Raw genomic sequence first — 24,272 nt, forward strand, 5'->3', positions numbered from 1 at the left:
AGCCATATTTTTCTATTAAATCCAGTAATTAAATCCAGTAATTAAATCTAGTGATTAGATAAACTGGGATAGCAAATCATTGACAAACATGTGGCCTTTTTGCGTTAAGTGCCAATGTGTTGTGGTCTCGGTCAATAATCCGCGTTCAATTGATTTTTGCATCCCTTGCTTGACCACATCTGCCGATTGCCCTGTTCGCTGCTCAAATTCAGTTTTAGGGATTGGCGTCATCAATCTAAGACGATTCATTAAATACTCTAATGGGCGATCGTCTTCAATCACCTCTGTAGTTTCAAAGGTATATTTATCTGCTGAGAGGTAGCCTTTGGGGTGCTTTATTTTAACGGTACGGACAATCCGATTTGAGTCGGGCAGGGTGATTTTGCCGTGGGCCCCGCAACCGATGCCAAGGTAATCGCCAAATTGCCAATAGTTAAGATTATGGCGACATTGGAATCCAGGTTTTGCATAGGCTGATATTTCGTATTGCTCATAACCTAATGCCGCTAAGCGTTGCTGACCTTGCTCGTAAATTTGCCACAGGTTCTCATCGTCTGGTAATTGTGGCGGTTTTGAATGAAACAAGGTGTTGGGTTCAATGGTGAGTTGATACCAAGAAAGATGCGGTGGGGCTAAGGCTGTTGCCGTGTCGATATCATGCATGGCTTCATCAAAGCTTTGGTTCGGTAAACCATGCATTAAATCGAGATTGAAACTTAAATAATCAGCTTGCTTGGCTTTTTCAGCCGCCACTTTCGCTTCATCTTCGTTGTGGATACGTCCGAGTAAATTAAGTTTTTCTTTTGAGAAACTTTGCACCCCAATAGATAAGCGCGTGACACCCGCAGCACGGTAAGCACTAAAGTCATCGTGCTCTAGTGTACCTGGGTTGGCTTCCATAGTGATTTCAATATTATCGTCAAAAGGGATCAATGCTTGCGCCCCTTCAAGTATGCGTTGAATTTGGCTCGCATCAAATAACGATGGCGTGCCACCGCCGATAAAGATGGTATGCACCTTTCTACCTTGAACATAAGCCAAGTCTTGTTTTAAATCGTCTAATAACGCATCGACATATTGTTGCTGTGGTAACTCACCATTTTGGCCGTGAGAGTTAAAATCGCAATAAGGGCATTTTTGTACACACCATGGGATATGGATATACAAGCTAAGGGGTGGCAATTGCAATGTCATTTATTAATTATCATCCGTAGTATTGTTCGATGAAATGATACCTTGGGCTTTCATTGCACTCACTAAAAGTTCAAGTGCTTTGCCTCGATGACTGTGGGCATTTTTCTGCTCACGAGTTAACTCTGCTGCCGAGCAATCAAAACCTTGCGGGATAAATATCGGGTCATAACCATGGCCTTGCTCGCCTTGTGGGGTATGATTTATGGTCCCTTCCCATGAGGCTTGGCAAATAATGGGCGTCGGATCTTTTGCATGGCGCATATACACCAGCACACATTGAAACCGGGCATTACGAAGCGTTTCACCTTGCAATGCATCAAGTAATTTAAGGTAATTGCTGGTTTCAGTAGCACCGGGGCCAGAATAGCGCGCTGAATATATGCCTGGTTGGCCTTGTAATGCATCAACTTCAATACCTGAATCATCTGCAATAGCGGCTTTACCGGTAATTTCAGCGGCATGACGAGCTTTTATTATAGCGTTTTCAACAAACGTGGTGCCTGTCTCTGCAACCTCAGTCACGTTAAATTTATTCTGTGGTAATACTTCAATATTAAATGTTGTCAGCATTTGATCAAATTCGGCAAGTTTGCCTTTGTTGCCACTGGCAAGAACAATTTGTTGTTTCACTAGGGTATGCATAAGTTTTTTTAAGATGAGGATAAATTTGCGGTCATTATACGCTAACAAGGTTGCGATGCGCTACGCTGCTAAGATCCTAGGCCGCTACGCGGATAGTGCGCTTCGCTTCTAGGGCGTGACTTCGTCACTGCTAGGGACAGCTTTCGCTGCTAAGATCCTAGGCCGCTACGCGGATAGTGCACTTCGCTTCTAGGACGTGACTGCGTCACTGCTAAGGACAGCTTCGCTGCTAAGATCCTAGGCCGCTAGGCGGATAGTGCGCTTCGCTTCTAGGACGGACTGCGTCACCGCTAGGGACAGCTTCGCTGCTAAGATTGAGTCGCTGGGCGACTAGGCTGTTGATTTTATAGAATCTATCCGCGAAGCGTCCTAGCAGCGCAGCGCTCTAGGCTTTTATCGCTCGATATCGCTCGTTATCGAGATTTTAGGCCTTAATCTACATAGAACTTCTGTTTGAATTTCACCGAGGTATTTAATTGATTTTTGTACTTAATGGCAATGGTGAAATTGACGTCTTGATCGTCGCGGTAAGGCACTTCTGCGATGTAATAGATGGATTCGCCTTCACGGATTTCTTTAAAATCAAGCGTCATGCGTGCATCAATTAAGTTATTGGCGATGCCTGAAATTTCAACCGAGACCGCGGGATGTCCTTCTTGGCTGGTATTTAGCACGGTAATATTGACTAATCCATTGTAACTGCTGCGTTCTATGCCGTAGGTTTTAGCTATTTCTGGGGTAATAAAGGTGCTACTAAGCGCCATGTAATGAATATCAAAATTACCCACTTGTTGCTTTTGTTCTGCGTGAGCATTGCCAATATTGCTGATTGCGATGAGTGACAACAGCAATATTTGTAACAGTGAGCGAGATAAACGCAATGATTGAAACATAATCTGTCCTTAGTGTGCTTGAGCAATAACGTTATTATAGATGAGTCGGCTATAAAAGCGCGGCTATTTCCGCTGGGATAACTTTGGGTTGGCATATTTTAATTTGCTTATGACGACCTTGTTCACCTTTGATAATATGTACCTGACTTTTAGGGACTTTACAGGCTTTTGCGAGGTACTTAGATAAATAAGCATTTGCTTTACCGTCAATGGGTGGCGCTGTTATGGCTATTTTTAATTCGTTACCGTGTAAGCCGACAATTTGATCGCGGCTTGCTTTGGGTTGTACATAGACAAAAAGCAGCAAGTCACCTTGCTGCTCATCGTTAATATAGCTTACTGGGTTCATTGTTTAACCTCAGCTCGAGATATTAAATTGTTGAAATGGGCTAATTTTAGTTTATTTACCCCAACTCTTAACCCGAGTTGAGGTTGTTTAATTCGACAACTAAATAATTGACCAAAAAGGAATATATTGTGCACACAGCATGTTAATGAAGTTCATTGCAATAAACACCACCAATACCGATAAATCCAAGCCACCCATTGCAGGTATTATTCTACGCACTGGCGCTAAAACCGGTTCTGTTAATTGCGCAATAACCATAACAATAGGGTTATTGTTTTGATTGAACCAGCTTAATACTGCACGAATAAGTAACATCCAAAAAAACAATACGCCCGCTTGTTTTATCACAGAGATAAATGAGAACAATAACAAGGTAAGAATGTCTACAGCAGCACCTGCAATCAAAGTAAGTACTAACATTTTAACTAACACGACAATCAGTGCCAGTAAGATTGATGAAGTATCGATACGTCCTATCGAAGGTAATAGTCGACGCATTGGTGCGATAATAGGCTGTGTCGCTTTAATCACAAATTGACTAAATGGATTGTAAAAATCCGCTCTTGCAAGCTGCAGCATAAAACGAAGAATGACGATCATTAGGTATAAGTCAAACACGGTGTTGACTAAAAAACTCATTGCATTCATGGATATTGCCTTACGTTTATGTAAATTAGTGCCTAAGTTAGTACCTAAATTAGTGCTTAAATTAGTGCTTAAATAAATGCTTAAATTAACTGATCGCATATTTAACAGTTCAGTTAACTCAGCTGCAATATACCCGATTTTCACTCAGATTTCGTGCGTTTAAGCTGAGTTTTTACTAAAAACTATTTTAGCACTAAAGAGGTTAACGTTAAGTTAAATAATCATTCATCCCATAGCGTTAAAATGTTTTAGCCATCTCTTGGGCTCTGGCAACGCAGTTTGTCATGGCTTCGTCTACCAATTTAACTAAACCGCCTTGCTGGAGCGTTTCAACCGCTCTGGCTGTGGTGCCACCTTTTGACATAACATTTTGACGTAATTCTGTCACCGATAATTGTTGGTTTTGGATCACCATTTGCGCGGCACCTAAAGCGGCCTGTTCAGCAAGGAGTCTTGCTTTGTCCTCAGCCATGCCCATATTGACGCCAGAAGCGATCATTGACTCGATAAACAAGTAGAAATAAGCAGGAGAACTGCCCGCAAGCGCAATCACTTGATCTAATTCTGCTTCTTTATCAACCCAAACTACTTTGCCACCACTTTGCATTAATGTTTCGCAAATGGCCTTATTTTCGGCAGAAATACTGTCATCGGCATAAATACCCGTCATACCATAGCCAATTTGAGTTGGAGTATTAGGCATAGTGCGGATAAGCTTGATAGGTTGTTTAAAATAGACCGGATAACGAGACGCCGGAATACCTGCAGCGATAGTGATGATTAACTTATCCGCTAAATCCAGTGAACTTAAGTCTTCACAAACAGATGCCATTAATTGAGGTTTTACGCTTAACACGATCACCTCTGCTGCTTTGGCTGCTGCGTGGTTATCATGGGAAACCTCAATAGCAAAATCTTGCTGCAACGCATCCAATTTACCTTTGCTTGGATTGGTAGCATGAATAAGATCACTAGGATAGCCATGTGTAACTAAGCCACTGATAATGCTACGAGTCATATTGCCCGCACCGATAAAACATACTTTTGCTTGAGTCATTAAGTCTGTATCCAATAAAAGAGTGAATTTATGTCCAATTGCTGTGTATGTTACCTAATTCAGCTCTAGGACGCTACGCTTCCAGGTTCTAGGGTCGCTGCGCTGCTCGGTTCTAGTGTCGCTGCGCTGCTCGGTTCTAGTGTCGCTACGCTGCTAGGGCGGACTACGTCCTGCTAGGCCGCTGCGCGGATAGAGCGCTTCGCTTCTAGGGACAGCTTCGCTGCTAAGATTGAGTCGCTGTGCGACTAGGCTGTTGCTATAGATTGTATAGAATCTAGCCGCGTAGCGTCCTAGCAGCGCAGCGCTCTAGGCTCTTGCTATAGATTGTATAGAATCTAGCCGCGAAGCGTCCTAGCAGCACAGCGTTCTAGGCTGTTGCTATAGATTTTATAGCCTCTAGCCGCGAAGCGCTCTAGGCTGTTGATTTTATCTTTGACCAAAAATAGCACTGCCGATGCGCACCATGGTTGATCCGTTAGCGATGGCGATATCCATGTCGCCGCTCATGCCCATAGATAGAGTGTCGACGCTAGGATATTGCTGTTTGAGCTGCTCAAAAAGTTGTTTTAATTGACTAAATTCTTGTTGCTGAAGTTGTACATCATCAGTGGCAGTTGGGATCGCCATTAATCCGCGCAGTTTAAGGTGGGGCAAGGATGCGATAGTAAGTGCTAACGTGGCGACATCTGCAAAATCTGCAGAATTGATACCCGACTTAGACTCTTCCTGGCTAATATTGACTTGAATACACACGTTTAATGGCGACTTGTCGCTCGGCCGCTGTTCATGCAAACGTTGGGCTATTTTGCCGCGACTTAGCGTATGCATCCAATCAAAATGCTCGGCGACAATTTTGGTTTTATTCGATTGCAGCGGGCCAATAAAATGCCATTCTATATCTGGGTAATCTGCCTGCAAAGCGTTAATCTTAGTTTCGCCTTCTTGGACATAGTTTTCCCCAAATAAACGTTGCCCCGCTTGATAAGCTGCAATAATGTCACTTATGGGTTTGGTTTTGCTCACCGCCAGTAGGTTTATCTCATCTGGAGAACGTGAACAATTTTGCGCCGCTTGATTAATTCTGCTCTGGGCGATTGATATTCTGTCTGCTATTGTTGTCATAATGTTGGTTTAATGGATGTCTCTACAATGGAAATCACTGAATTACTGGCCTTTAGTGTCAAACACAAAGCATCAGATCTACATCTTTCAGCAGGCGTATCCCCCATGATCCGTGTTGACGGTGAAGTGAGGAAAATTAATTTACCTGCGTTAGATCATCAAGGCGTTCATAGTCTTGTTTATGACATCATGAATGATAAACAACGTAAAGACTATGAAGAACACTTAGAAATCGATTTTTCATTCGAAGTCCCCAATCTAGCTCGCTTTCGTGTTAACGCATTTAATCAGTCTCGTGGTGCAGGCGCGGTATTTCGTACCATTCCTTCTGAAATTTTATCTCTTGAGCAACTTGGTGCACCAGAAATTTTTAAGAAAATCGCCAGTTACCCACGTGGATTGGTATTAGTGACAGGGCCAACGGGGTCGGGTAAATCGACTACATTGGCCGCGATGGTCGACTACGTTAATGAAAATCGACATGAACATATTTTAACCATTGAAGACCCGATAGAATTTGTCCATCAAAACAAACAATGCTTAATCAATCAGCGCGAAGTTCACAAACATACCCATAGCTTTAATGCGGCGCTGAGAAGTGCACTGCGTGAAGACCCTGATGTTATTCTTGTGGGTGAAATGCGCGACCTTGAAACCATTCGTTTAGCCATGACGGCCGCAGAAACGGGTCACTTAGTGTTTGGTACTTTGCATACCACCTCGGCAGCCAAAACCATTGACCGTGTGGTCGATGTATTTCCTGAAGGTGAAAAAAGCATGGTACGCACCATGTTGTCAGAGTCACTTCAAGCCGTTATTTCGCAAACATTGATTAAGAAAATTGGTGGTGGCCGAGTAGCCGCTCATGAAATTATGATGGGTACACCCGCGATCCGAAATCTTATTCGTGAAGACAAGGTCGCGCAAATGTATTCAGCCATTCAAACGGGTATGTCTCACGGCATGCAAACCCTTGATCAATGCCTGCAAAATTTGGTCAATCGTGGCTTAATTACCCGCGAAGATGCGATGCAGAAAAGTTCGAATAAACAAGCTAATTTCTAAGGAACTGGATCATGGATGTTCGTCCGTTTTTAAATATGATGGTTGAGAAAAAGGCGTCTGACTTATTTATCACCGCCGGTTTTCCACCGAGTGCCAAAATTGACGGTGAGTTACGTCAGCTATCTGAAGACCGATTAACACCAGAGCAATCGCTGATGTTTGTTGAGTCGTTAATGAGTGATATACAAAAGAAAGAGTTTCACGACAGCAGCGAATGCAACTTTGCTTTTGCGGCAAAAGATTTAGGCCGTTTTCGTGTCAGTGCCTTTTGGCAACGAGAATCAGCCGGTTGTGTTATGCGCCGTATCGAAACCCAAATTCCAGAAGTGGATGACTTAAAGCTTCCCGCCATTTTAAAAGATTTGGTCATGAGTAAACGTGGTCTTATTATCATGGTCGGCGGAACAGGTACCGGTAAGTCAACCTCGCTAGCTGCGCTGGTGGGCTACCGAAACGCTCATTCTCGGGGGCATATTCTGACCATTGAAGACCCGGTTGAATTTGTGCATAACCATCGCAAAAGTATAGTTACTCAACGAGAAGTGGGTATTGATACCGATTCATTTGATGCCGCGCTTAAAAGCTCACTGCGCCAAGCGCCAGATGTGATCTTAATTGGTGAAATTCGTACTCAAGAAACCATGGAATTTGCACTGTCGTTTGCCGAAACCGGTCATTTATGTATGGCGACTTTACATGCAAACAACGCCAACCAAGCACTCGATCGTATTATGCATTTGGTGCCAGAAAGTAAGCACAATCAGCTGCTATTTGATTTGTCATTAAATTTACGCGGTATTGTGGCGCAACAGCTTATTCCTAAATCAGACGGAACCGGACGTCGAGCCGCCATTGAGGTGTTAATTAATACTCCACGTGTGGCCAGTTTGATTGCTAAAAACGAGTTGCATTTACTGAAAGAAACCATGGCTAAGTCTCGCGAGCAAGGCATGCAAACTTTCGACCAGGCATTGCTTGATTTATATCTAGAAGGTGAGATCAGTTACGCCGATGCATTACATCATGCCGACTCACCTAATGATTTGCGTTTAATGATTAAATTGCAAAACAACGAAGCGGCTTCATCGGGCGCCATGGAAGGCATTACACTCGATATGGATTAGGCGTGATATGAACAAAATGTTCAAATAGTAAGCCAGTTGGTGGTTTTTTAGAGGTCGAGCGTCACATAATGTGTGTTTTTTTGTTATAATCAACGTTGGATTGTCATTACGGATGCTGTAATGATAAAAGAGGGTTAAATTTTCAGCGATTAATCCACTTCGTGTAAGTACATTATACGTTACTAATTTTTATCACGTTTTATAACAATATGTATCAAGGATGTATTATGCAGTTATGGCAAAAAGTCACTGTTTTATCTTCGCTAATCTTGTTTCCATTTTCGGCTTCGGCTGTAAAAGTTACCGATGAAGTCGATATTGGCGGCGCAGTAAGAATCAACTACGGTTGGAAAGATTACGATAATAACTCCAAACTTAAATTTGAACTGTTCCGTGCCGATGTCAACTATAAGAGTAAAGATGGCTTGTTCGCCTCAGCTCAGTATCGTTGGTACGAAAGCATGGATGTAGTGCATCATGCCTACATGGGTTATCAATTTGACGAAGCACAATCAGTACAAGTGGGTGTAACCCAAGTACCATTTGGCTTATTACCTTATGCAGCACATTCATTTTGGTTTGGTGCAACGTATTATCTTGGTTTTGAAGATGATTACGATGCAGGTATCCATTATAAAAATGAAAAAGATGGTTGGCGCTACGACCTAGCTTACTTTAGTAATGATGAATACGGTAATGGTGCGCGTGTCGATCGCTACTCATTTGACGTTGCTACAACGGATCAATCTCCATATGAAGAGTCAGGCCAAATCAACGCCCGAGTTGAGCGTGAATTTACTTCTGGTGACGTCACTCATAAGTTAGGTGGCTCATTACAGTTAAGCCAATTAGATTATATGGCCGATATCTCTAGCGTAGATGGTGAAGATGTCGATAGCCTTGCAGCTGCAGCTCATTGGCAACTTGACTGGAAAAAATGGCAATTACAGTTACAGTATATTCATTACGACTATGACGTAAAAGACAGTGAACGTATTACTCTTAGTGCGTTTCAGTTTCCATTCGAAATTGCTGCTGAAGCCGATGTTGCGACAGTTAACTTAGCTAAATCGTTTGATGTCGACTGGGGTCCAATCACTAATGTAAATTGTTACAACGATTACAGCCAAGTAATGGCATCAGGCGACGGGCTAGATGATTCTGTCCAAAACGTGACGGGTTGTGCCATCACTGCTGGTAAGTTTTATTCTTATGTCGACTGGATTGCCGGTAAAAATATGTGGTTTGTTAAAGGCCCAGGTGTGGGTATCGATAATGGCGACACAGCATGGCATTCTCGTTTGAACATCAATGTTGGTTTCTATTTCTAAACATTTTTGATCTCAATAAAAAAGTATTACGTACAATAGTGTGATACTTCATTAGGCACCGATAAAGTCATTTATCGGTGCCTTTTAACTTTGAGTAAAGGACAAACTAAAAATGATTAAATACCTAACAGCCATTGGCTTATTCACATTAAGTTCTGCTGCTTTTGCCACCAATTGTCCTGACTACCTCAATGTTGAAGCGCGAAAATTACACTCAACAGAAAACGTTAATTTATGTGAACTCACTCAAGGCAAAGCGGTGTTAATTGTTAACACGGCTTCTCATTGTGGTTTTACACCTCAATTTGAAGCACTTGAAACATTACATAAAGAGTATGCTGACAAAGGATTAGTGGTCATTGGCTTTCCTTCAGATGATTTTTTCCAAGAAGAAAAAGATGAAGCCAAAACCGCCGATGTTTGTTTTATTAATTATGGTGTCACCTTCACCATGGTGGCAACATCACCCGTTAAAGGCAGCAGTGCTAACTCGGTATTTAAATACCTAGGCGACAACAGTGCTGAACCAAAATGGAATTTCTACAAATATGTTATCTCAGGTGATGGTCAAACCGTACAGCAATTTAATTCGCGGGTTAAACCTGATAGCGATGAACTGAAAAAAGCGATTGAATCAGTTTTGTGATCATTAACTCAAGTGAGTTATTTTACAGCATTCTTTAACTGAGCTCTTTCAATGAGCCTTCTAGCTTAAATAAATATTTACAGATTGCGGGGTATTTTGATATAAAATCGATACCCAGCACTCTTTATGTTTTAAATGAATGCGATACAATTTTAATTTAAACTCATGAGTTATTCAGCGTGAGATATATTTGTCGATCAAAATCAATAACGGAGAAGATACTTTGGCTAGATTTTCAGGGCTAGATAAAGACACCGGCCATAAAGCACGTGGCAAAACTGGCGTATTACTATTAAATCTAGGTACACCAGATGCGCCAACGGCATCTGCTGTTCGCATTTATTTGGCTGAGTTTTTAGCAGACCCTCGAGTGGTGGAAATTCCAAAACTAATATGGATGATTATTCTTCACGGCATTATTTTGCGTATTCGTCCGGCTAAATCAGCAGCGTTATATCAAAAAGTATGGACCGATGCGGGTTCGCCTTTACTCGATATCAGCCAGCGTCAACAAGCAAAACTAGCCAAACAATTACAAGCACAAGGCTACGATGCCAGTGTGCATTTGGCGATGCGTTATGGATCGCCATCAACGTCTAGCACCTTGCAAGCTATGCACAAACAAGGTGTAGACAACTTAGTGGTTTTGCCTTTGTATCCGCAGTATGCAGCGCCAACAACCGGGTCTGCGTTTGATGCTTTGGCCAAAGAACTGATGAAATGGCGTTATATTCCGGCACTGCATTTTATTAATACCTATCATGACAACAGTGATCTTATCGATGCCCTTGCCGCATCCATTCAAAAAGACTTTGATGAACACGGTAAGCCACAAAAATTGGTGATGTCATATCATGGTATGCCAGAGCGAAATCTACATTTAGGCGATCCCTATTACTGCTTCTGTTTGAAAACGACTCGTTTAGTGGTTGAAAAATTAGGCTTAAGTGAAGACGATTACGTTGCAACATTCCAGTCTCGCTTTGGCAAGGCTAAATGGTTACAACCTTATACCGACGCAACAATAGCCAGCCTACCAGCCAAAGGTATCACCGATATCGCCGTTATCTGCCCAGCATTTAGTGCCGATTGCCTAGAAACCTTAGAAGAAATCAAAGGCGAAAATCGTCACGTATTTGAAGATGCCGGCGGCAAAAACTTCAGATACATTGAATGTTTAAATGATAACGATGACCACATCAACATGATGGCCAATCTGGTAAAACCTTTTCTATAATTATAGGGCGTGACTTCGTCACTGCTAGGGCGCTTCGCTTCTAGGGCGGACTGCGTCCTGCTAGGGCGTGACTCCGTCACTGCTAGGGACAGCTTCGCTGCTAAGATTGAGTCGCTGCGCGACTAGGCTGTTGATTTTATAGAATCTAGCAGCGAAGCGCTCTAGGCATCGAGATCCTAGGCCGCTACGCGGATAGTGCGCTTCGCTTCTAGGGCGTGACTTCGTCACTGCTAGGGACAGCTTCGCTGCTAAGATTGCGTCGCTGCGCGACTAGGCTGTTGATTTTATAGAATCTAGCCGCGAAGCGTCCTAGCAGCGCAGCGCTCTAGGCTGTTGCGCACCTAGGCTTTTAGCTTTATATCCTCGCCTCTGCTTTTATGATTTGTTAAACTCAAATAATGTTTCGTCGTTAAAGAAATAATATGAGAATAGATCCCAATATCGCATTAGTTTATAGCACTGATAAAGGTCGTATTGATCAACCTAAACCACAAGCTGAAATTCCAACTGGTGACGGCATAGTGCGGATCCACAAAGATACTAAAGGTCGTAAAGGTAAGGGCGTGAGTGTGATAAAAGGGCTCGCATTAGATGAAAAAGCCTTAAAAGATCTTGCGCAAAAACTGAAGAAACAATGTGGCTGCGGTGGTACAGTAAAAGACTTCTGCATTGAAGTACAAACCGACAATCGCGAACAAATAAAATCCATATTAGAAAAGTTGAATTTCACAGTGAAATTAGCGGGTGGATGATACATATCGCTGAGACACGATTTGGGAGAGTATATGGATAGCTTCAAAGACCATTTTTTAATTGCCATGCCATCACTAGATGAGACATTTTTTGAACGTGCGGTGATCTATATTTGTGAGCATGATCAAAAGGGTGCCATGGGAATAATGGTTAACCGACCCATTGGCGTTGAAGTTGAAGATCTGCTTGAACAAATGGAATTATATTTATCGCCAGAGTTTTCATTCTCCTTAGACAATCAAGTACTCATAGGTGGCCCAGTGGCGCCCGAACGTGGTTTTGTGCTGCATACGCCTCAAAAACATTGGATCAATAGCACTGAGATCAGTGAAGAGACGATGTTAACTTCTTCACGGGATATATTAGCCGCGATTGGTTCAGATAAATCTCCCGAGCAATTCATTGTTGCTCTTGGCTACGCTGGTTGGAGTAAAGATCAGCTTGAACAAGAAATTGCAGACAATACCTGGTTAACGATTAAAGCCACACCAGAGTTACTTTTCAACATTGATCATGAACACCTGTGGCAAATGGCGACTGAAGAACTGGGTTTTGATATTTGGCAAATGTCTAGTCAAATAGGTCATGCTTAAAAATAGTTCGCTACGCTTCTAGGGCGGACTACGTCCTGCTAGGATCTAGGGCGTGACTTCGTCACTGCTAGTGTCGCTGCGCTGCTAGAACGGACTACGTCCTGCTAGGATCGCTTCGCTTCTAGGGACAGCTTCGCTGCTAAGATTGAGTCGCTGCGCGACTCGGCTGTTGATTTTATAGCCTCTAGCCGCGTAGCGTCCTAGCAGCGCAGCGCTCTAGGCATCGAGATCCTAGGCCGCTACGCGGATAGTGCGCTTCGCTTCTAGGACGGACTACGTCCTGCTAGGGACAGCTTCGCTGCTAAGATACTAGGCCGCAGCGCTCTAGGCTGTTGCTTTTAAAGTGATTAAACAAAGAGATAAACATGCAACCACAAACCGTTTTAGGGTTCGACTACGGCACCAAAAGTATTGGTGTCGCTATAGGTCAAGCCATTACTGCTAGTGCCACGCCTTTACTATCAATTAAAGCGGTTGATGGGATCCCTAATTGGGATGATATCGATAAATTATTAAAAGAATGGCAACCAGACCTTGTCGTCGTCGGCCTACCGTTAAATATGGATGGCACCGAACAAGAGATGACGCAACGAGCCCGAAAATTTGCTAACCGAATTAATGGTCGTTTTGGGGTTAAAATTGCCACCCAAGATGAACGCTTAACCACTGCCGATGCTAAAGCTCGCTTATTCGAACTCGGTGGCTTTAAAGCGTTAACCAAAGGTCAAATTGATGCGGTTTCAGCGGTATTAATTATCGAAAGTTATTTTGAAAATCAGTTTTAATCTAGATCCTAGGCCGCTACGCGGCTAGGCTGTTGATTTTATAGAATCTAGCCGCGTAGCGTCCTAGCAGCGCAGCGCTCTAGGCTTTTTTGGCTCGCTACCGCTCTAGGCTTTTGGCTCGCTACCGTTTAATTCGCACCAACATGGTGCAACCGCTTGTCTTTGTTGCACAATTATCAAGCTTATTCTCCGCACTACTTTTCATATCATGACTTGACGTGTTTCAAATACGTTATATATATCAAAGGCTAAAGTCTATTTGTGCCATTAAGGTGCAAAGTCATTATGCTTGGCATATATCCTGAATCAATCAATAACTAAATCCATAACTAAATCGAGTAAGTGTGAGGTCGCTACGCTACTAGGGCGTGACTCTGTCACTGCTAGGGCGGACTTCGTCCTGCTAGGACGCTACGCGGATAGAGCGCTGCGCTTCTAGGGACAGCTTCGCTGCTAAGATTGAGTCGCTGCGCGACTAGGCTGTTGATTTTATAGCCTCTAGCCGCGAAGCGTCCTAGCAGCGTAGCGTTCTCGGCTGTAGCTAAGATTGAGTGACTAGATTCTAGGCCGCTTCGCTACTATGCTTTAGTTTTTATAGAATCTAGTCGCGAAGCGCTCTAGGCATCGAGATCCTAGGCCGCTACGCGACTAGGCTGTTGCTAAGATTTTATAGAATCTAGCCGCATAGCGTCCTAGCAGCGAAGCGCTCTAGGCATCGAGATCCTAGGCCGCTACGCGGATAGTGCGCTTCGCTTCTAGGGCGGACTACGTCCTGCTAGGGACAGCTTCGCTGCTAAGATCCTAGGCCGCTACGCGGCTAGGCTGTTGATTTTATAGAATCTAGCCGCGTAGCGTCCTAGCAGCGCAGCGCTCTAGGCTGTTGATTTTATAGCGTCCTAGGCTTTAGCGAAGCGTTCATTGGTTAAAAGGGAGATGATATGACAACACGACCACTTATCTTTACTGACATAGATGGCACTTTACTTGACCATTATGACTATAGCTTTAGTCATGCAATAGACGTGATTGAAGCATTAAATGAACGGCATATTCCTATTATTGCCAATACCAGTAAAACCTTTGCCGAAATGGAAAAGCTCCAACAAACCATCGGTTTTAATTCGCCATTTATTTCAGAAAATGGTGCGGTAATTTATATCCCTATTGGTTACTTTGACCAACAGCCACAAGATACGTTTACCCAAGGATATTATTGGGTAAAGGAGTTTTGTCAGCCGCGAACATATTGGCTCGAATTGTTAACAGAGCATGCACAAGCCTTTGACGATGACTTTATTGGTTTTTCAACGTTGTCGGTTGAAGCGTTATGTGAAGTCACCGATCTGTCACCAGACAATGCCAAGCTGGCATTAATCAGGCACTACGGCGAACCACTACTTTGGCAGGGTGATGAAGCCAGTAAACAAGCCTTTATTAAGTTGATGACAGGTGTTGGTGCTCAAATGCTCCAGGGCGGACGATTTCTACATGTTGGCGGTGATACCGATAAAGGCAAGGCCATGAAATGGTTAGCCGATGTGTATGCCAAGCAATATCACGCACCTGTTATTACCATTGCACTGGGTGACAGTGGTAATGACACAGCCATGCTCGAAGCTGCCGATATTGCCATACAAATTAAGTCACCTGTTCATGACTTTCCTACCTTAACGACAAAAAAACAAAGTATTAAAAGCAGTCTATACGGTCCTAAAGGGTGGGCTGAATGTATAACCCAAACGCTATTGTCGTCATCGGTTGAATCACAGAAAAACCAACTAACATTTGGAGGGGCGTAATATGGCCGATTTTTATCAAAATGGCATTGTCACCACAATGCACAATTTAACCCGACGTACCCATGAAGAGCTTGAAAAAGAGTTAATTAAGTTTTCAAAAACACGTCCATTAGGATTAATACTGCCCTCTCTTTATTCTGAGTTAGAAGGTGACGCGCTTAAAGATATTGTTAGTAAATTGAAAGAGGTACCATACTTAAACGAAATTGTGATTGGATTAGACCGAGCCGATCTCAAGCAATATAAACATGCACTGCGCTTTTTTGGCGATTTACCCCAACATCACCGCATTTTGTGGAATGACGGCCCACGTTTACAAGCGCTGGATGCAAAACTGCAAACCTTAGGTTTAGCGCCTAAAGAATTGGGTAAAGGCCGTAATGTTTGGTATTGCATGGGCTATATTCTGGCCTCTGGAAAAACCGAATCGGTTGCTTTGCACGACTGCGATATTGTCACCTATGAAAAGTCATTGCTGGCACGTTTACTTTATCCTGTGGCCAACCCGAAGTTTAATTACGAGTTTAGTAAAGGCTATTATGCGCGTATTTCCAATGGGCAAATTAATGGCCGAGTGTCACGGCTGTTAGTCACTCCGTTGATTAAAGCGCTTAAAAAAGTGGTCGGTTATAACGAATATTTAGACTACATGGACAGTTTTCGTTATCCATTAGCGGGCGAGTTTTCATTTAGACGCGATGTACTCAACGACCTACGGATCCCAAGTGACTGGGGATTAGAAATTGGTGTGTTATCAGAAATGCAGCGCAATTATGCCCATAATCGTATTTGTCAGGTCGATATCGCCGACAATTACGATCATAAACATCAAGACCTATCATTAGATAACGAAGAAGAGGGTCTGTCTAAAATGTCGATCGATATCACCAAAGCATTCTTTCGTAAACTAGCCACTCAAGGCAATACTTTTAGCACCGAATCGTTCCGAACCCTTAAGGCGACTTATTACCGTATCGCCCTAGATTATGTCGAAACCTATCATAACGATGCAATAATGAACGGCTTAACCACGGATATTCATTTAGAAGAAAAAGCCGTTGAAATGTTTGCCCAAAATATAGTAACGGCAGGGCAGCGCTTTTTAGATAACCCAATGGAAACCCCCTTTATGCCAACATGGAGCCGAGTAGTCAGTGCCATGCCAGACGTACTTGAGCAACTAAAAGCAGCCGTTGAAGCCGATCACGCCGAGTTTAGTTAACCGGATCACGACTTAATCGTTGGGATAATAGCCGGGATAATAATCCTCGGGTTAATAGTTGGGATAATAGCAGTGTAAATAGCTGCATCAAGATCTGGCCTATTGTAAGTCAATGCAACCAAACGTATCGAAGATAGCGGGGAGGATTGCTGAATAAGCAGCTGTCTAATGACGTTTTATCACCATAAGTCGAGGCTGGAACCTCGAACATCGAACAACAAGGACACCTTATGTCAGTAATGGAAGTATTACAGCAAAAGCTGCAGCAACAACTTAGCTTTATTTACAATGATATCGAACTCGACATGAGCACCTCAGAGTTGGCGGTTCAACTCATCGACATCATGCGCATAACTGAGTATTGCCAAGTACCAGCACCTTTTGTTAATCATTGGTCCGAAAAAGACATCATTATGATCACTTATGCTGACAGTGTGCTCCAACAAGGTGAGCGTCCACTCACAACCCTGGCGCAATTTATCGACAGCTATTTAAGTTGCATCAATGCGGTGCATATATTACCGTTTTTTCCCTACAGCTCAGACGATGGTTTTTCCGTTATCGACTACTCAAGCATTAACGAAGGTCTAGGCTCGTGGGCAGACATTAGTGCCATTGCCAGCAAGCGACGATTAATGTCAGATCTAGTCATCAATCATTGTTCCAGCCGCAGTTTATGGTTTGAACATTTTTGTAAAGGTGAGGGCGTGGGCCATGACTACTTCTTTACCGCCGATCCGGAGGATGATTTAAGCGCGGTGGTTCGGCCCAGAACCTCAGCCCTACTCAGGCCAACTGAGACACCTAACGGCACTCAACATGTATGGTGTACCTTTAGCCACGATCAAGTCGATTTTGATTTTCGTAATCCACAAGTGTTAATTGAGTTTGTGCGAATAATTCGGCAATATTTAGATGCTGGGATCAGCATTTTTCGCCTAGATGCGGTGGCTTTTTTATGGAAAATAGTGGGCAGTAAATCAATTAACTTACCGCAAACCCATGAAATAGTCCGTTTGTTGCGTACATTAATCGAGCACGCCCAACAAGACGCCATTATTATTACCGAAACCAATATCCCTAACCCTCAAAACTTGACCTATTTTGGTAATGCTAACGAAGCCCACAGCATTTATAACTTTTCACTGCCACCATTGTTGATCAACAGCCTTATTACCGGTAGTTGCTTGTACTTAAAGCGTTGGCTTATGAGCATGCCGCCCGCACAAGATGGCACAACCTACTTTAATTTTATTGCCTCCCACGATGGCATCGGCCTTCGCCCGGCAGAGGGGTTACTCGACGACGATGAGATAGATACACTCGTCGACACTATGCAACAATTCGGTGGCCAAATATCATCACGAACGACAGAAGATGGTCAGCAAAAGCCATACGAAATGAACATAGCCCTGTTTGATGCGCTGCAAGGCACCACTAAAGGCAAAGACGCTTGGGGCATGCAACGTTTTGTGTGTGCCCATACCATTATGTTAGCGCTAGAAGGTATTCCAGGTATTTATATTCACAGTTTACTGGGAACCCGCAACGACTATGAAAAGCTGGCAAACACGTCACATAATCGTGCTATTAACCGTCATCGTTGGGACCTCAATCAATTAACTGAGCAGCTAAGTGATACCAACAGCGACCATAGCCAAGTGTTAACCGCGCTGACCCATTTAATTAATATTCGCACCCAACAAAGTGCTTTTCACCCCAATGCCACCCAGTTCACCTTGCACTTAGGCTTACAATTATTTGGTTTCTGGCGTCAAAGTCGTAACCGTAAACAGAGCATCTTCTGCGTCAGTAACGTATCTGATCAAGTCACCACGCTACCCATTAATGAACTTAATCTTACTATTGCCGACTACTGGATAGATCTATTAACCGGCCAACAGATTGAAGACATCACCCAACCTATGCAACTGCAACCCTACCAAACAGTGTGGATTAGTAACTAGTATCCTAGGCCGCTACGCTACTAGGCCGGACTACGTCCTGCTAGGCCGCTACGCTGCTAGGGCGGACTACGTCCTGCTAGGATCGCTACGCTGCTAGGGCGGACTACGTCCTGCTAGGATCGCTACGCTGCTAGAGCGGACTACGTCCTGCTAGGCCGCTACGCTGCTAGAGCGGACTACGTCCTGCTAGAGCGGACTACGTCCTGCTAGGCCGCTACGCTGCTAGGCCGCTACGCTGCTAGGGCGGACTACGTCCTGCTAGGATCGCTACGCTTCTAGAGCGGACTACGTCCTGCTAGGGACAGCTTCGCTGTTAAGATTTTATAGCCTCTAGCCGCGAAGCGTCCTAGCAGCGCAGCGCTCTAGGCTGTTGCTTTTAATGCGTCCTAGCAGCGTAGCTCTAGGCTCTTGGCTATTAGCAAGCTTTTGCTTTTTACAATGTCTTAGCTCATTATAAGCTTATAAGCATATACACATTGTTATTGGAGCCTGTATGAAAAAATTATTTATAGCCGTTGCGGTATTAGCGTTGAGCGCATGTAGTACCTTAAAATCGACTTCAGACTTCGATCCATCGGTATCATTTGATCAATATAAAACTTACTCATGGGTAGTGAAGAAAAATAACGATGCGGGTTATCATTTAGACGGACTCATGGATCAACGTATCCGCGCCGCTATTGAAAGCCAATTAAACCAAAAAGGTATCAGTAAAACAGACAAGCAAACCGCAGATTTATTGGTTAACTACATCACTAAAGTCGATAAAAAAATTAATATCGACACCTTTAACAGTCATTATGGCTATAACCCATATTACGGTCCTCGTTGGGGGTTAGGTGGTAGCATACAAACTGAAACCACAGTGCGCGAATATGAAGTTGGCACCTTAATGGTTGATTTAGTGGATAATAAAACCGGTAAATTGGTTTGGCGTGGCACTGTGGCCGATACAGTACGAGAACAGAATACTCCAGAAGAACGGATTCAAATCATCAATAAAGCCATTGATGCAGTAATGATGAACTACCCACCCAAGCCAATTCAGTAACCTCTAGGTCCTAGATTTTAGGTCCTAGGCCGCTACGCGGATAGTTTGCTTCGCTTCTAAGATCCTAGGCCGCTATGCGGATAGTGCGCTTCGCTTCTAGGGCGTGACTTCGTCACTGCTAGGGACCGCTTCGCTGCTAAGATTCTAGGCCGCTACGCGGATAGTGCGCTTCGCTTCTAGGACGTGACTTCGTCACTGCTAGGGACAGCTTCGCTGCTAAGATTGTATAGCATCTAGCAGCGAAGCGTCCTCGAAGACCGCAGGTCGTTCTAGCAGCCGCAGGCGCCCTATTCCTAGCATCTAGCAGCGAAGCGTCCTCGAAGACCGCAGGTCGTCCTAGCAGCCGCAGGCGCCCTATTCCTAGCATCTAGCCGCGCAGCCCTTCCTAGAATAGACTTAACATGCCAGTGCGATGAAACATAAAATAAAATTAACCAAACTGCGTGTGTTAAAGACGTCAAGTGTACGTCGAATGATAAATCAATTAGTTACTCCCAGATTCAGATCACAATTGATAGTACTTTTGCTTAATATAAAACCAATTAATGACTTAAACGCAGTATTTATAGGCATTAAGGCTTAAAAATCCATTCAAATAGGTAAGGAATTTTGCTACTATCTTGGGTCGTGAATGGGATGTCACATGTTCAGACTAATGAGCAAATTTAAACAAGCGAGTCATAATGAAATCTTGGTATTTACTGTATTGCAAAACGCGTCATGAAATACGTGCACAGCAAAATTTGGCGTTGCAACAAGTCGATAGTTATTTACCTATGATCACCCAGCAAAAAACGGTACGTAACAAGCAAAAAATGGTTACAGCGCCTCTTTTCCCTAGCTACCTGTTTATCTATTTCGATCCTCAAATCACTAGCGTGAGCAAAATCCACAATACCCGTGGCGCTAACCGCATTGTTGGTTGTCGAGAAGTGATGACGCCCATTGACGAAAGAATTATTTCAGCGCTTAAACGACGAGTTCAAGATTATGTGCCAGAAGAAGCCAAACCATTAGGCAAAGGCGATAAAGTCAAATTTGTCGACGGACCGTTTAAAGACCTTGAAGCCATATTCGATGAGAACAACCCAGATAAACGTTGCCATGTGTTATTTAACATTATGGGACAACAGAAACGAATTTTAGTCGAACTTACCAATTTACAAGCTATATCAAAAAATGACGCATTAACTTAAATGGCTAAAGTGTCAGACAATCGCGATGTTTTTTGTAGGATATTGTCCATTCGTAAAATGAGTATGGGCAATTAACTGAACGATTTTAAGCTTGAGAGGTTGAATTTTAACCGTTCAGGCGACGTGGATACTATTTTAGAAAAAATTACAACGGATAGCGACTTTTACTCAAGCATCCAAGTCGATTTTTGAGTATAATCTTGCGCTCAATTATTGACTGCTATGGTTTTTAGCCAATAAAAATGAATATTTCGCACAGCGAAGGGCACTTTGGAAGCCGTAATCTATGGGCGGTAGCGTGCCTATAAATCGATAACAGCAAGGGCCTAGAGCGCTGCTAGGACGCATTAAAGGCAAAAGCCTAGAGCGCTTCGCTGCTAGGACGCTACGCGGCTAGAGGCTATAAAATCTTAGTAGCGAAGCGGCCTAGAACCTCGATGACTAGAACACTACGCGGCTAGAGGCTATAAAATCTTAGCAGCGGAGCTGTTCTTAGCAGGACGAAGTCCGCTCTCTGGCGAGCCTGCGAGTTCCTAGATACTAGCAGGACGAAGTCCGTCCTAGAACTTAGCAGGACGTAGTCCGCCCTAGAAGCGAAGCGCACTATCCGCGTAGCGGCCTAGAATCTGGCGAGCCTGCGAGTTCCTAGAACATTAATTACAATAATAATATTGGAGATACCTGGTGTTACATAAAACCAAAAACGCATTGATAGCAGGCATGACAGCCTTTATTATTTTAACCACGCAAGCGCAAGCCATCACCCCAACACCGCAAATGATTGAGCAGTTTAAACAATTGCCCAAAGCAGAGCAGGAGCGAGTGGCAAAACAGTATGGTATAGACCCTTCATTGTTATCAGGTAAAGCTAGCAATTCAGCTACTGTGACTAATCCTAATTTAGTTAACCCTCGAGATGATGGTAGCAATGAAGGACAAAACATCGATGGCGAGCAATACACTGACAAAAAGAAAAAGAACGAGTTTGATTTTAATGAAGACAGTGATAAAGACGCCCTAAAACGTTTTGGTTACGACATGTTTGCCGGTGAACCAACCACCTTTGCTCCTGTAACAGATGTTCCGGTGCCAAGTGAATATATGGTCGGCCCTGGCGATGTCATTAAGGTTCAGTTATACGGCAAAGAAAGCAACGAATACAGTTTAACCATTAATCGTGATGGCACAGTGCAAATACCCGATTTAGGCCCTGTATCTGTTGCCGGATTAAGTTTTGCCGATTTACGTCAAGAACTGTCTAAACGCATACAGCAGCAAATGATCGGCATCGAATCGAATATCACCATGGGTGAATTACGCTCAATTCGCATTTTTATCGCTGGCGATGCTTACAAGCCCGGTTCGTACACAGTATCAAGTTTATCCACCATTACTCAGGCGCTATTTGTCGCGGGGGGTGTTAATGAAATCGGTAGCCTGCGTAATGTGCAAGTTAAGCGCAACGGTAAGTTAGTTGGCGCATTTGATTTATACGATTTACTGCTCCGTGGTGATGCCTCTGGCGACATTAACCTTCGTTCAGGTGATGTAGTATTCATTCCATCAATTGGTGGTTTAGTCAGCGTGGCGGGTGAAGTACAACGCCCGGCAATTTACGAGCTGAAAAAGCACGAAACCATTAGTGATGTTATCAACATGGCAGCGGGCATCAAGCAAGGTGCTTATCCTAAAAATAGCAGTATTGAGCGTTATAATGCCAATGGCTTAAAAACCATTATTAATGTCGATTTAACGTCTGCAAAAGGCAACAACACCTTAGCTAAAGCGGGTGATTATATTCGGGTTAAAAATGCCTCTAATCAATATGAAGATGCTATCACCGTTGTGGGTGCCGTTGTTCGCCCAGGTAAATACCAGTGGAAGCAACAGCGAATAAGCGATCTACTGCCGTCTATTTGGGGTGATTTATTATTATCTGCCGATCTAGATTACGGCTTGATTGTGCGTGAAATAAACAAACATGGCGACATCGAAACGCTGCAATTTGCCCCTGGCGAAGCCATTACGTCACCTAATTCCGTGCAAAACCTACGCTTGCAGCCACGCGACAAGGTGATGATATTCAATTTTAATGATGATACTCAAAATCGCTTTGAATTAAATGCACTGGTTAAAAAACGGGTTAATAAAGTTGAATCACTTAAAGGCGATTCATTACTGGATGCAGACCTTTTTAAAGCAGGATTTGAAACCTTAGACAGTACGGTAACAAGCAAATATACCAATCAAATAGCGGGCGTGGTATTAAATGTAGAAACATCTGTAGAGCAAACGCTGGTTGGCAGTGAAGTGTCTCAGATGCTGTCAAATTTATTTGAGGACAGAGACTTAATTAAACTCAGTCATGTTATGTCACGCAAAGAATTATTGTACCCCATAGTGACCAAACTGACCCAGCAGGGCGATGCACAACAAGGCATACAAATTGTCGCCATCAGCGGTAAAATTCGACATCCAGGTGTTTACCCGTTAACAAACTCTGCCAAAGTTACCGACTTACTTAAAGCGGCTGGTGGACTGTTAGAAGGGGCTTATACTGAACGCGCTGAATTAACTCGCACCCGTACTACTGCCGTCATTTCAGATATTATCCATAAACAAATTGACCTACATGCCGTCATTAATGGCAGCCAAGTAGAGAATATCAAGCTAGAAGGCCGTGACATGGTCACTATTCTAACCACGCCTGAATGGCAAGAAAGAAAAGTTATCGAAATTAAAGGCGAAGTTAAGTTCCCGGGTACCTATAACATTAGACGCGGTGAGACACTCTCTGATGCCATTGCTAGGGCGGGTGGTTTTACCGAGTTTGCTTATCCTGCCGCATCAGTATTTGTACGTGAATCCGTACGGATGCAAGAACAGCTCGAAATTAAAAAGTTAGCCAACCAACTTCGCCGAGACCTTGCTACTCGCGGAGTATCAAAAGATGGTTTAAACATTAATTATTCCGAAGCGCAGTTAATGTTAACCGACTTAGAAAATATAAAAGCGGTAGGCCGGTTAGTGGTAGATTTAAATGCGCTTAAGTTAGGCATTAAAGAGGCTGACCTGCAACTGGAAGACAGCGACGTATTGTACGTGCCAACCATTAAGCAAACCGTCGCCGTTATGGGTGAGGTGCAACATCCTACGACGCATCGATTTAAAGAAGGCTTAACCCTAGACGATTACTTATTGATGTCTGGTGGCCCAAGAGAACGCGGCGATGAAGATAGAGTCTACGTCATCAAGGCCAATGGTTCGGTGATGATGCCGACTCACAGTAGTTGGTTTAGCAATGAATCAAAAATCTCAGCCGGTGATACGGTTATTATTCCTTTAGACACAGAATATAAAGATAACCTAACGCTTTGGTCGCAAGTCACCCAGATTATTTATAACACCGCCGTAGCATTTGCTGCTGTATCAGGGATCTAGCCTTCTAGGGCGTGACTTCGTCACTGCTAGGATCGCTTCGCTGCTAGGCCGCTACGCGGATAGTGCGCTTCGCTTCTAGGGCGTGACTTCGTCACTGCTAGGATCGCTTCGCTGCTAGGCCGCTACGCGGATAGTGCGCTTCGCTTCTAGGACAGCT

21 protein-coding genes are annotated in these 24,272 nt (G+C 43.6%); 14 read left to right on the plus strand and 7 right to left on the minus strand.

The features are described 5' to 3' along the window. Positions 1 to 54: 54 nt before the first annotated feature. The 7 genes from hemW to CXF80_RS19850 form a co-directional block, all read right to left on the minus strand. A complete protein-coding gene (gene hemW / locus CXF80_RS19820; protein WP_101034593.1) occupies positions 55 to 1,194 on the minus strand; it encodes a radical SAM family heme chaperone HemW in 1,140 nt (379 codons plus the stop codon). Between the two features lie 3 nt (positions 1,195 to 1,197). After that, on the minus strand, positions 1,198 to 1,764 hold the full coding sequence (rdgB, locus tag CXF80_RS19825) for an RdgB/HAM1 family non-canonical purine NTP pyrophosphatase (protein ID WP_232772245.1): 567 nt from the start codon (positions 1,762 to 1,764) through the stop codon (positions 1,198 to 1,200). A gap of 503 nt (positions 1,765 to 2,267) precedes the next feature. Beyond that, positions 2,268 to 2,729 carry a DUF4426 domain-containing protein gene (locus CXF80_RS19830; RefSeq protein ID WP_101034594.1) on the minus strand — a complete coding sequence of 154 codons (462 nt, stop codon included), beginning with the start codon at positions 2,727 to 2,729 and terminating at the stop codon, positions 2,268 to 2,270. Between the two features lie 49 nt (positions 2,730 to 2,778). Then, positions 2,779 to 3,078 carry a DUF167 family protein YggU gene (gene yggU / locus CXF80_RS19835; RefSeq protein WP_101034595.1) on the minus strand — a complete coding sequence of 100 codons (300 nt, stop codon included), beginning with the start codon at positions 3,076 to 3,078 and terminating at the stop codon, positions 2,779 to 2,781. A 99-nt stretch (positions 3,079 to 3,177) separates the two neighbouring features. Further along, entirely contained in the window at positions 3,178 to 3,726 is a 549-nt protein-coding gene (locus CXF80_RS19840; protein ID WP_101034842.1) for a YggT family protein, read from the minus strand. 238 nt (positions 3,727 to 3,964) lie between these two features. Continuing rightward, positions 3,965 to 4,783, minus strand: a complete 819-nt coding sequence (gene proC, locus CXF80_RS19845) for a pyrroline-5-carboxylate reductase (RefSeq protein WP_101034596.1) — start codon at positions 4,781 to 4,783, stop codon at positions 3,965 to 3,967. A gap of 426 nt (positions 4,784 to 5,209) precedes the next feature. After that, positions 5,210 to 5,905 carry a YggS family pyridoxal phosphate-dependent enzyme gene (locus tag CXF80_RS19850; protein ID WP_101034597.1) on the minus strand — a complete coding sequence of 232 codons (696 nt, stop codon included), beginning with the start codon at positions 5,903 to 5,905 and terminating at the stop codon, positions 5,210 to 5,212. A gap of 27 nt (positions 5,906 to 5,932) precedes the next feature. On the opposite strand from CXF80_RS19850, the gene CXF80_RS19855 reads away from it, so the two are divergent. The 14 genes from CXF80_RS19855 (at position 5,933) to CXF80_RS19920 (ending at position 24,115) form a co-directional block, all read left to right on the plus strand. Continuing rightward, positions 5,933 to 6,970 (plus strand): type IV pilus twitching motility protein PilT, encoded by a 1,038-nt coding sequence (locus CXF80_RS19855; RefSeq protein ID WP_101034598.1) that lies wholly within the window; start codon positions 5,933 to 5,935, stop codon positions 6,968 to 6,970. An 11-nt stretch (positions 6,971 to 6,981) separates the two neighbouring features. Next, the gene (locus tag CXF80_RS19860) at positions 6,982 to 8,094 is read left to right on the plus strand and encodes a PilT/PilU family type 4a pilus ATPase (RefSeq protein ID WP_101034599.1); all 1,113 of its coding nucleotides are present in this window, start codon (positions 6,982 to 6,984) and stop codon (positions 8,092 to 8,094) included. Between the two features lie 227 nt (positions 8,095 to 8,321). Next, a complete protein-coding gene (locus tag CXF80_RS19865) occupies positions 8,322 to 9,425 on the plus strand; it encodes a hypothetical protein (protein ID WP_101034600.1) in 1,104 nt (367 codons plus the stop codon). A gap of 112 nt (positions 9,426 to 9,537) precedes the next feature. After that, complete coding sequence (locus CXF80_RS19870; RefSeq protein ID WP_101034601.1) at positions 9,538 to 10,071, plus strand: glutathione peroxidase; 534 nt, start codon at positions 9,538 to 9,540, stop codon at positions 10,069 to 10,071. 223 nt (positions 10,072 to 10,294) lie between these two features. After that, positions 10,295 to 11,308, plus strand: coding sequence for a ferrochelatase (gene hemH / locus CXF80_RS19875; protein ID WP_101034602.1), 1,014 nt, complete (start codon positions 10,295 to 10,297; stop codon positions 11,306 to 11,308). A gap of 422 nt (positions 11,309 to 11,730) precedes the next feature. After that, positions 11,731 to 12,060, plus strand: coding sequence for a stress response translation initiation inhibitor YciH (gene yciH, locus CXF80_RS19880; RefSeq protein ID WP_101034603.1), 330 nt, complete (start codon positions 11,731 to 11,733; stop codon positions 12,058 to 12,060). A gap of 33 nt (positions 12,061 to 12,093) precedes the next feature. Beyond that, complete coding sequence (locus CXF80_RS19885; protein WP_101034604.1) at positions 12,094 to 12,654, plus strand: YqgE/AlgH family protein; 561 nt, start codon at positions 12,094 to 12,096, stop codon at positions 12,652 to 12,654. A 365-nt stretch (positions 12,655 to 13,019) separates the two neighbouring features. After that, on the plus strand, positions 13,020 to 13,439 hold the full coding sequence (gene ruvX / locus CXF80_RS19890; RefSeq protein WP_059744132.1) for a Holliday junction resolvase RuvX: 420 nt from the start codon (positions 13,020 to 13,022) through the stop codon (positions 13,437 to 13,439). Between the two features lie 938 nt (positions 13,440 to 14,377). Further along, positions 14,378 to 15,238, plus strand: coding sequence for an HAD-IIB family hydrolase (locus CXF80_RS19895; RefSeq protein ID WP_101034605.1), 861 nt, complete (start codon positions 14,378 to 14,380; stop codon positions 15,236 to 15,238). 1 nt (position 15,239) lies between these two features. Next, on the plus strand, positions 15,240 to 16,460 hold the full coding sequence (locus CXF80_RS19900) for a glycosyl transferase (protein ID WP_101034606.1): 1,221 nt from the start codon (positions 15,240 to 15,242) through the stop codon (positions 16,458 to 16,460). Positions 16,461 to 16,690: 230 nt separating this feature from the next. After that, on the plus strand, positions 16,691 to 18,427 hold the full coding sequence (locus CXF80_RS19905; protein WP_101034607.1) for a sugar phosphorylase: 1,737 nt from the start codon (positions 16,691 to 16,693) through the stop codon (positions 18,425 to 18,427). A 493-nt stretch (positions 18,428 to 18,920) separates the two neighbouring features. Continuing rightward, positions 18,921 to 19,478 carry a DUF4136 domain-containing protein gene (locus CXF80_RS19910; protein WP_101034608.1) on the plus strand — a complete coding sequence of 186 codons (558 nt, stop codon included), beginning with the start codon at positions 18,921 to 18,923 and terminating at the stop codon, positions 19,476 to 19,478. A gap of 683 nt (positions 19,479 to 20,161) precedes the next feature. Then, entirely contained in the window at positions 20,162 to 20,674 is a 513-nt protein-coding gene (gene rfaH, locus CXF80_RS19915; protein ID WP_101034609.1) for a transcription/translation regulatory transformer protein RfaH, read from the plus strand. 684 nt (positions 20,675 to 21,358) lie between these two features. Then, entirely contained in the window at positions 21,359 to 24,115 is a 2,757-nt protein-coding gene (locus CXF80_RS19920; protein ID WP_101034610.1) for an SLBB domain-containing protein, read from the plus strand. The last annotated feature ends 157 nt before the right edge of the window (positions 24,116 to 24,272 follow it).

It is taken from the genome of Shewanella sp. Actino-trap-3 (assembly GCF_002836275.1).
In the GTDB taxonomy this organism is placed as follows: domain Bacteria; phylum Pseudomonadota; class Gammaproteobacteria; order Enterobacterales; family Shewanellaceae; genus Shewanella; species Shewanella psychromarinicola.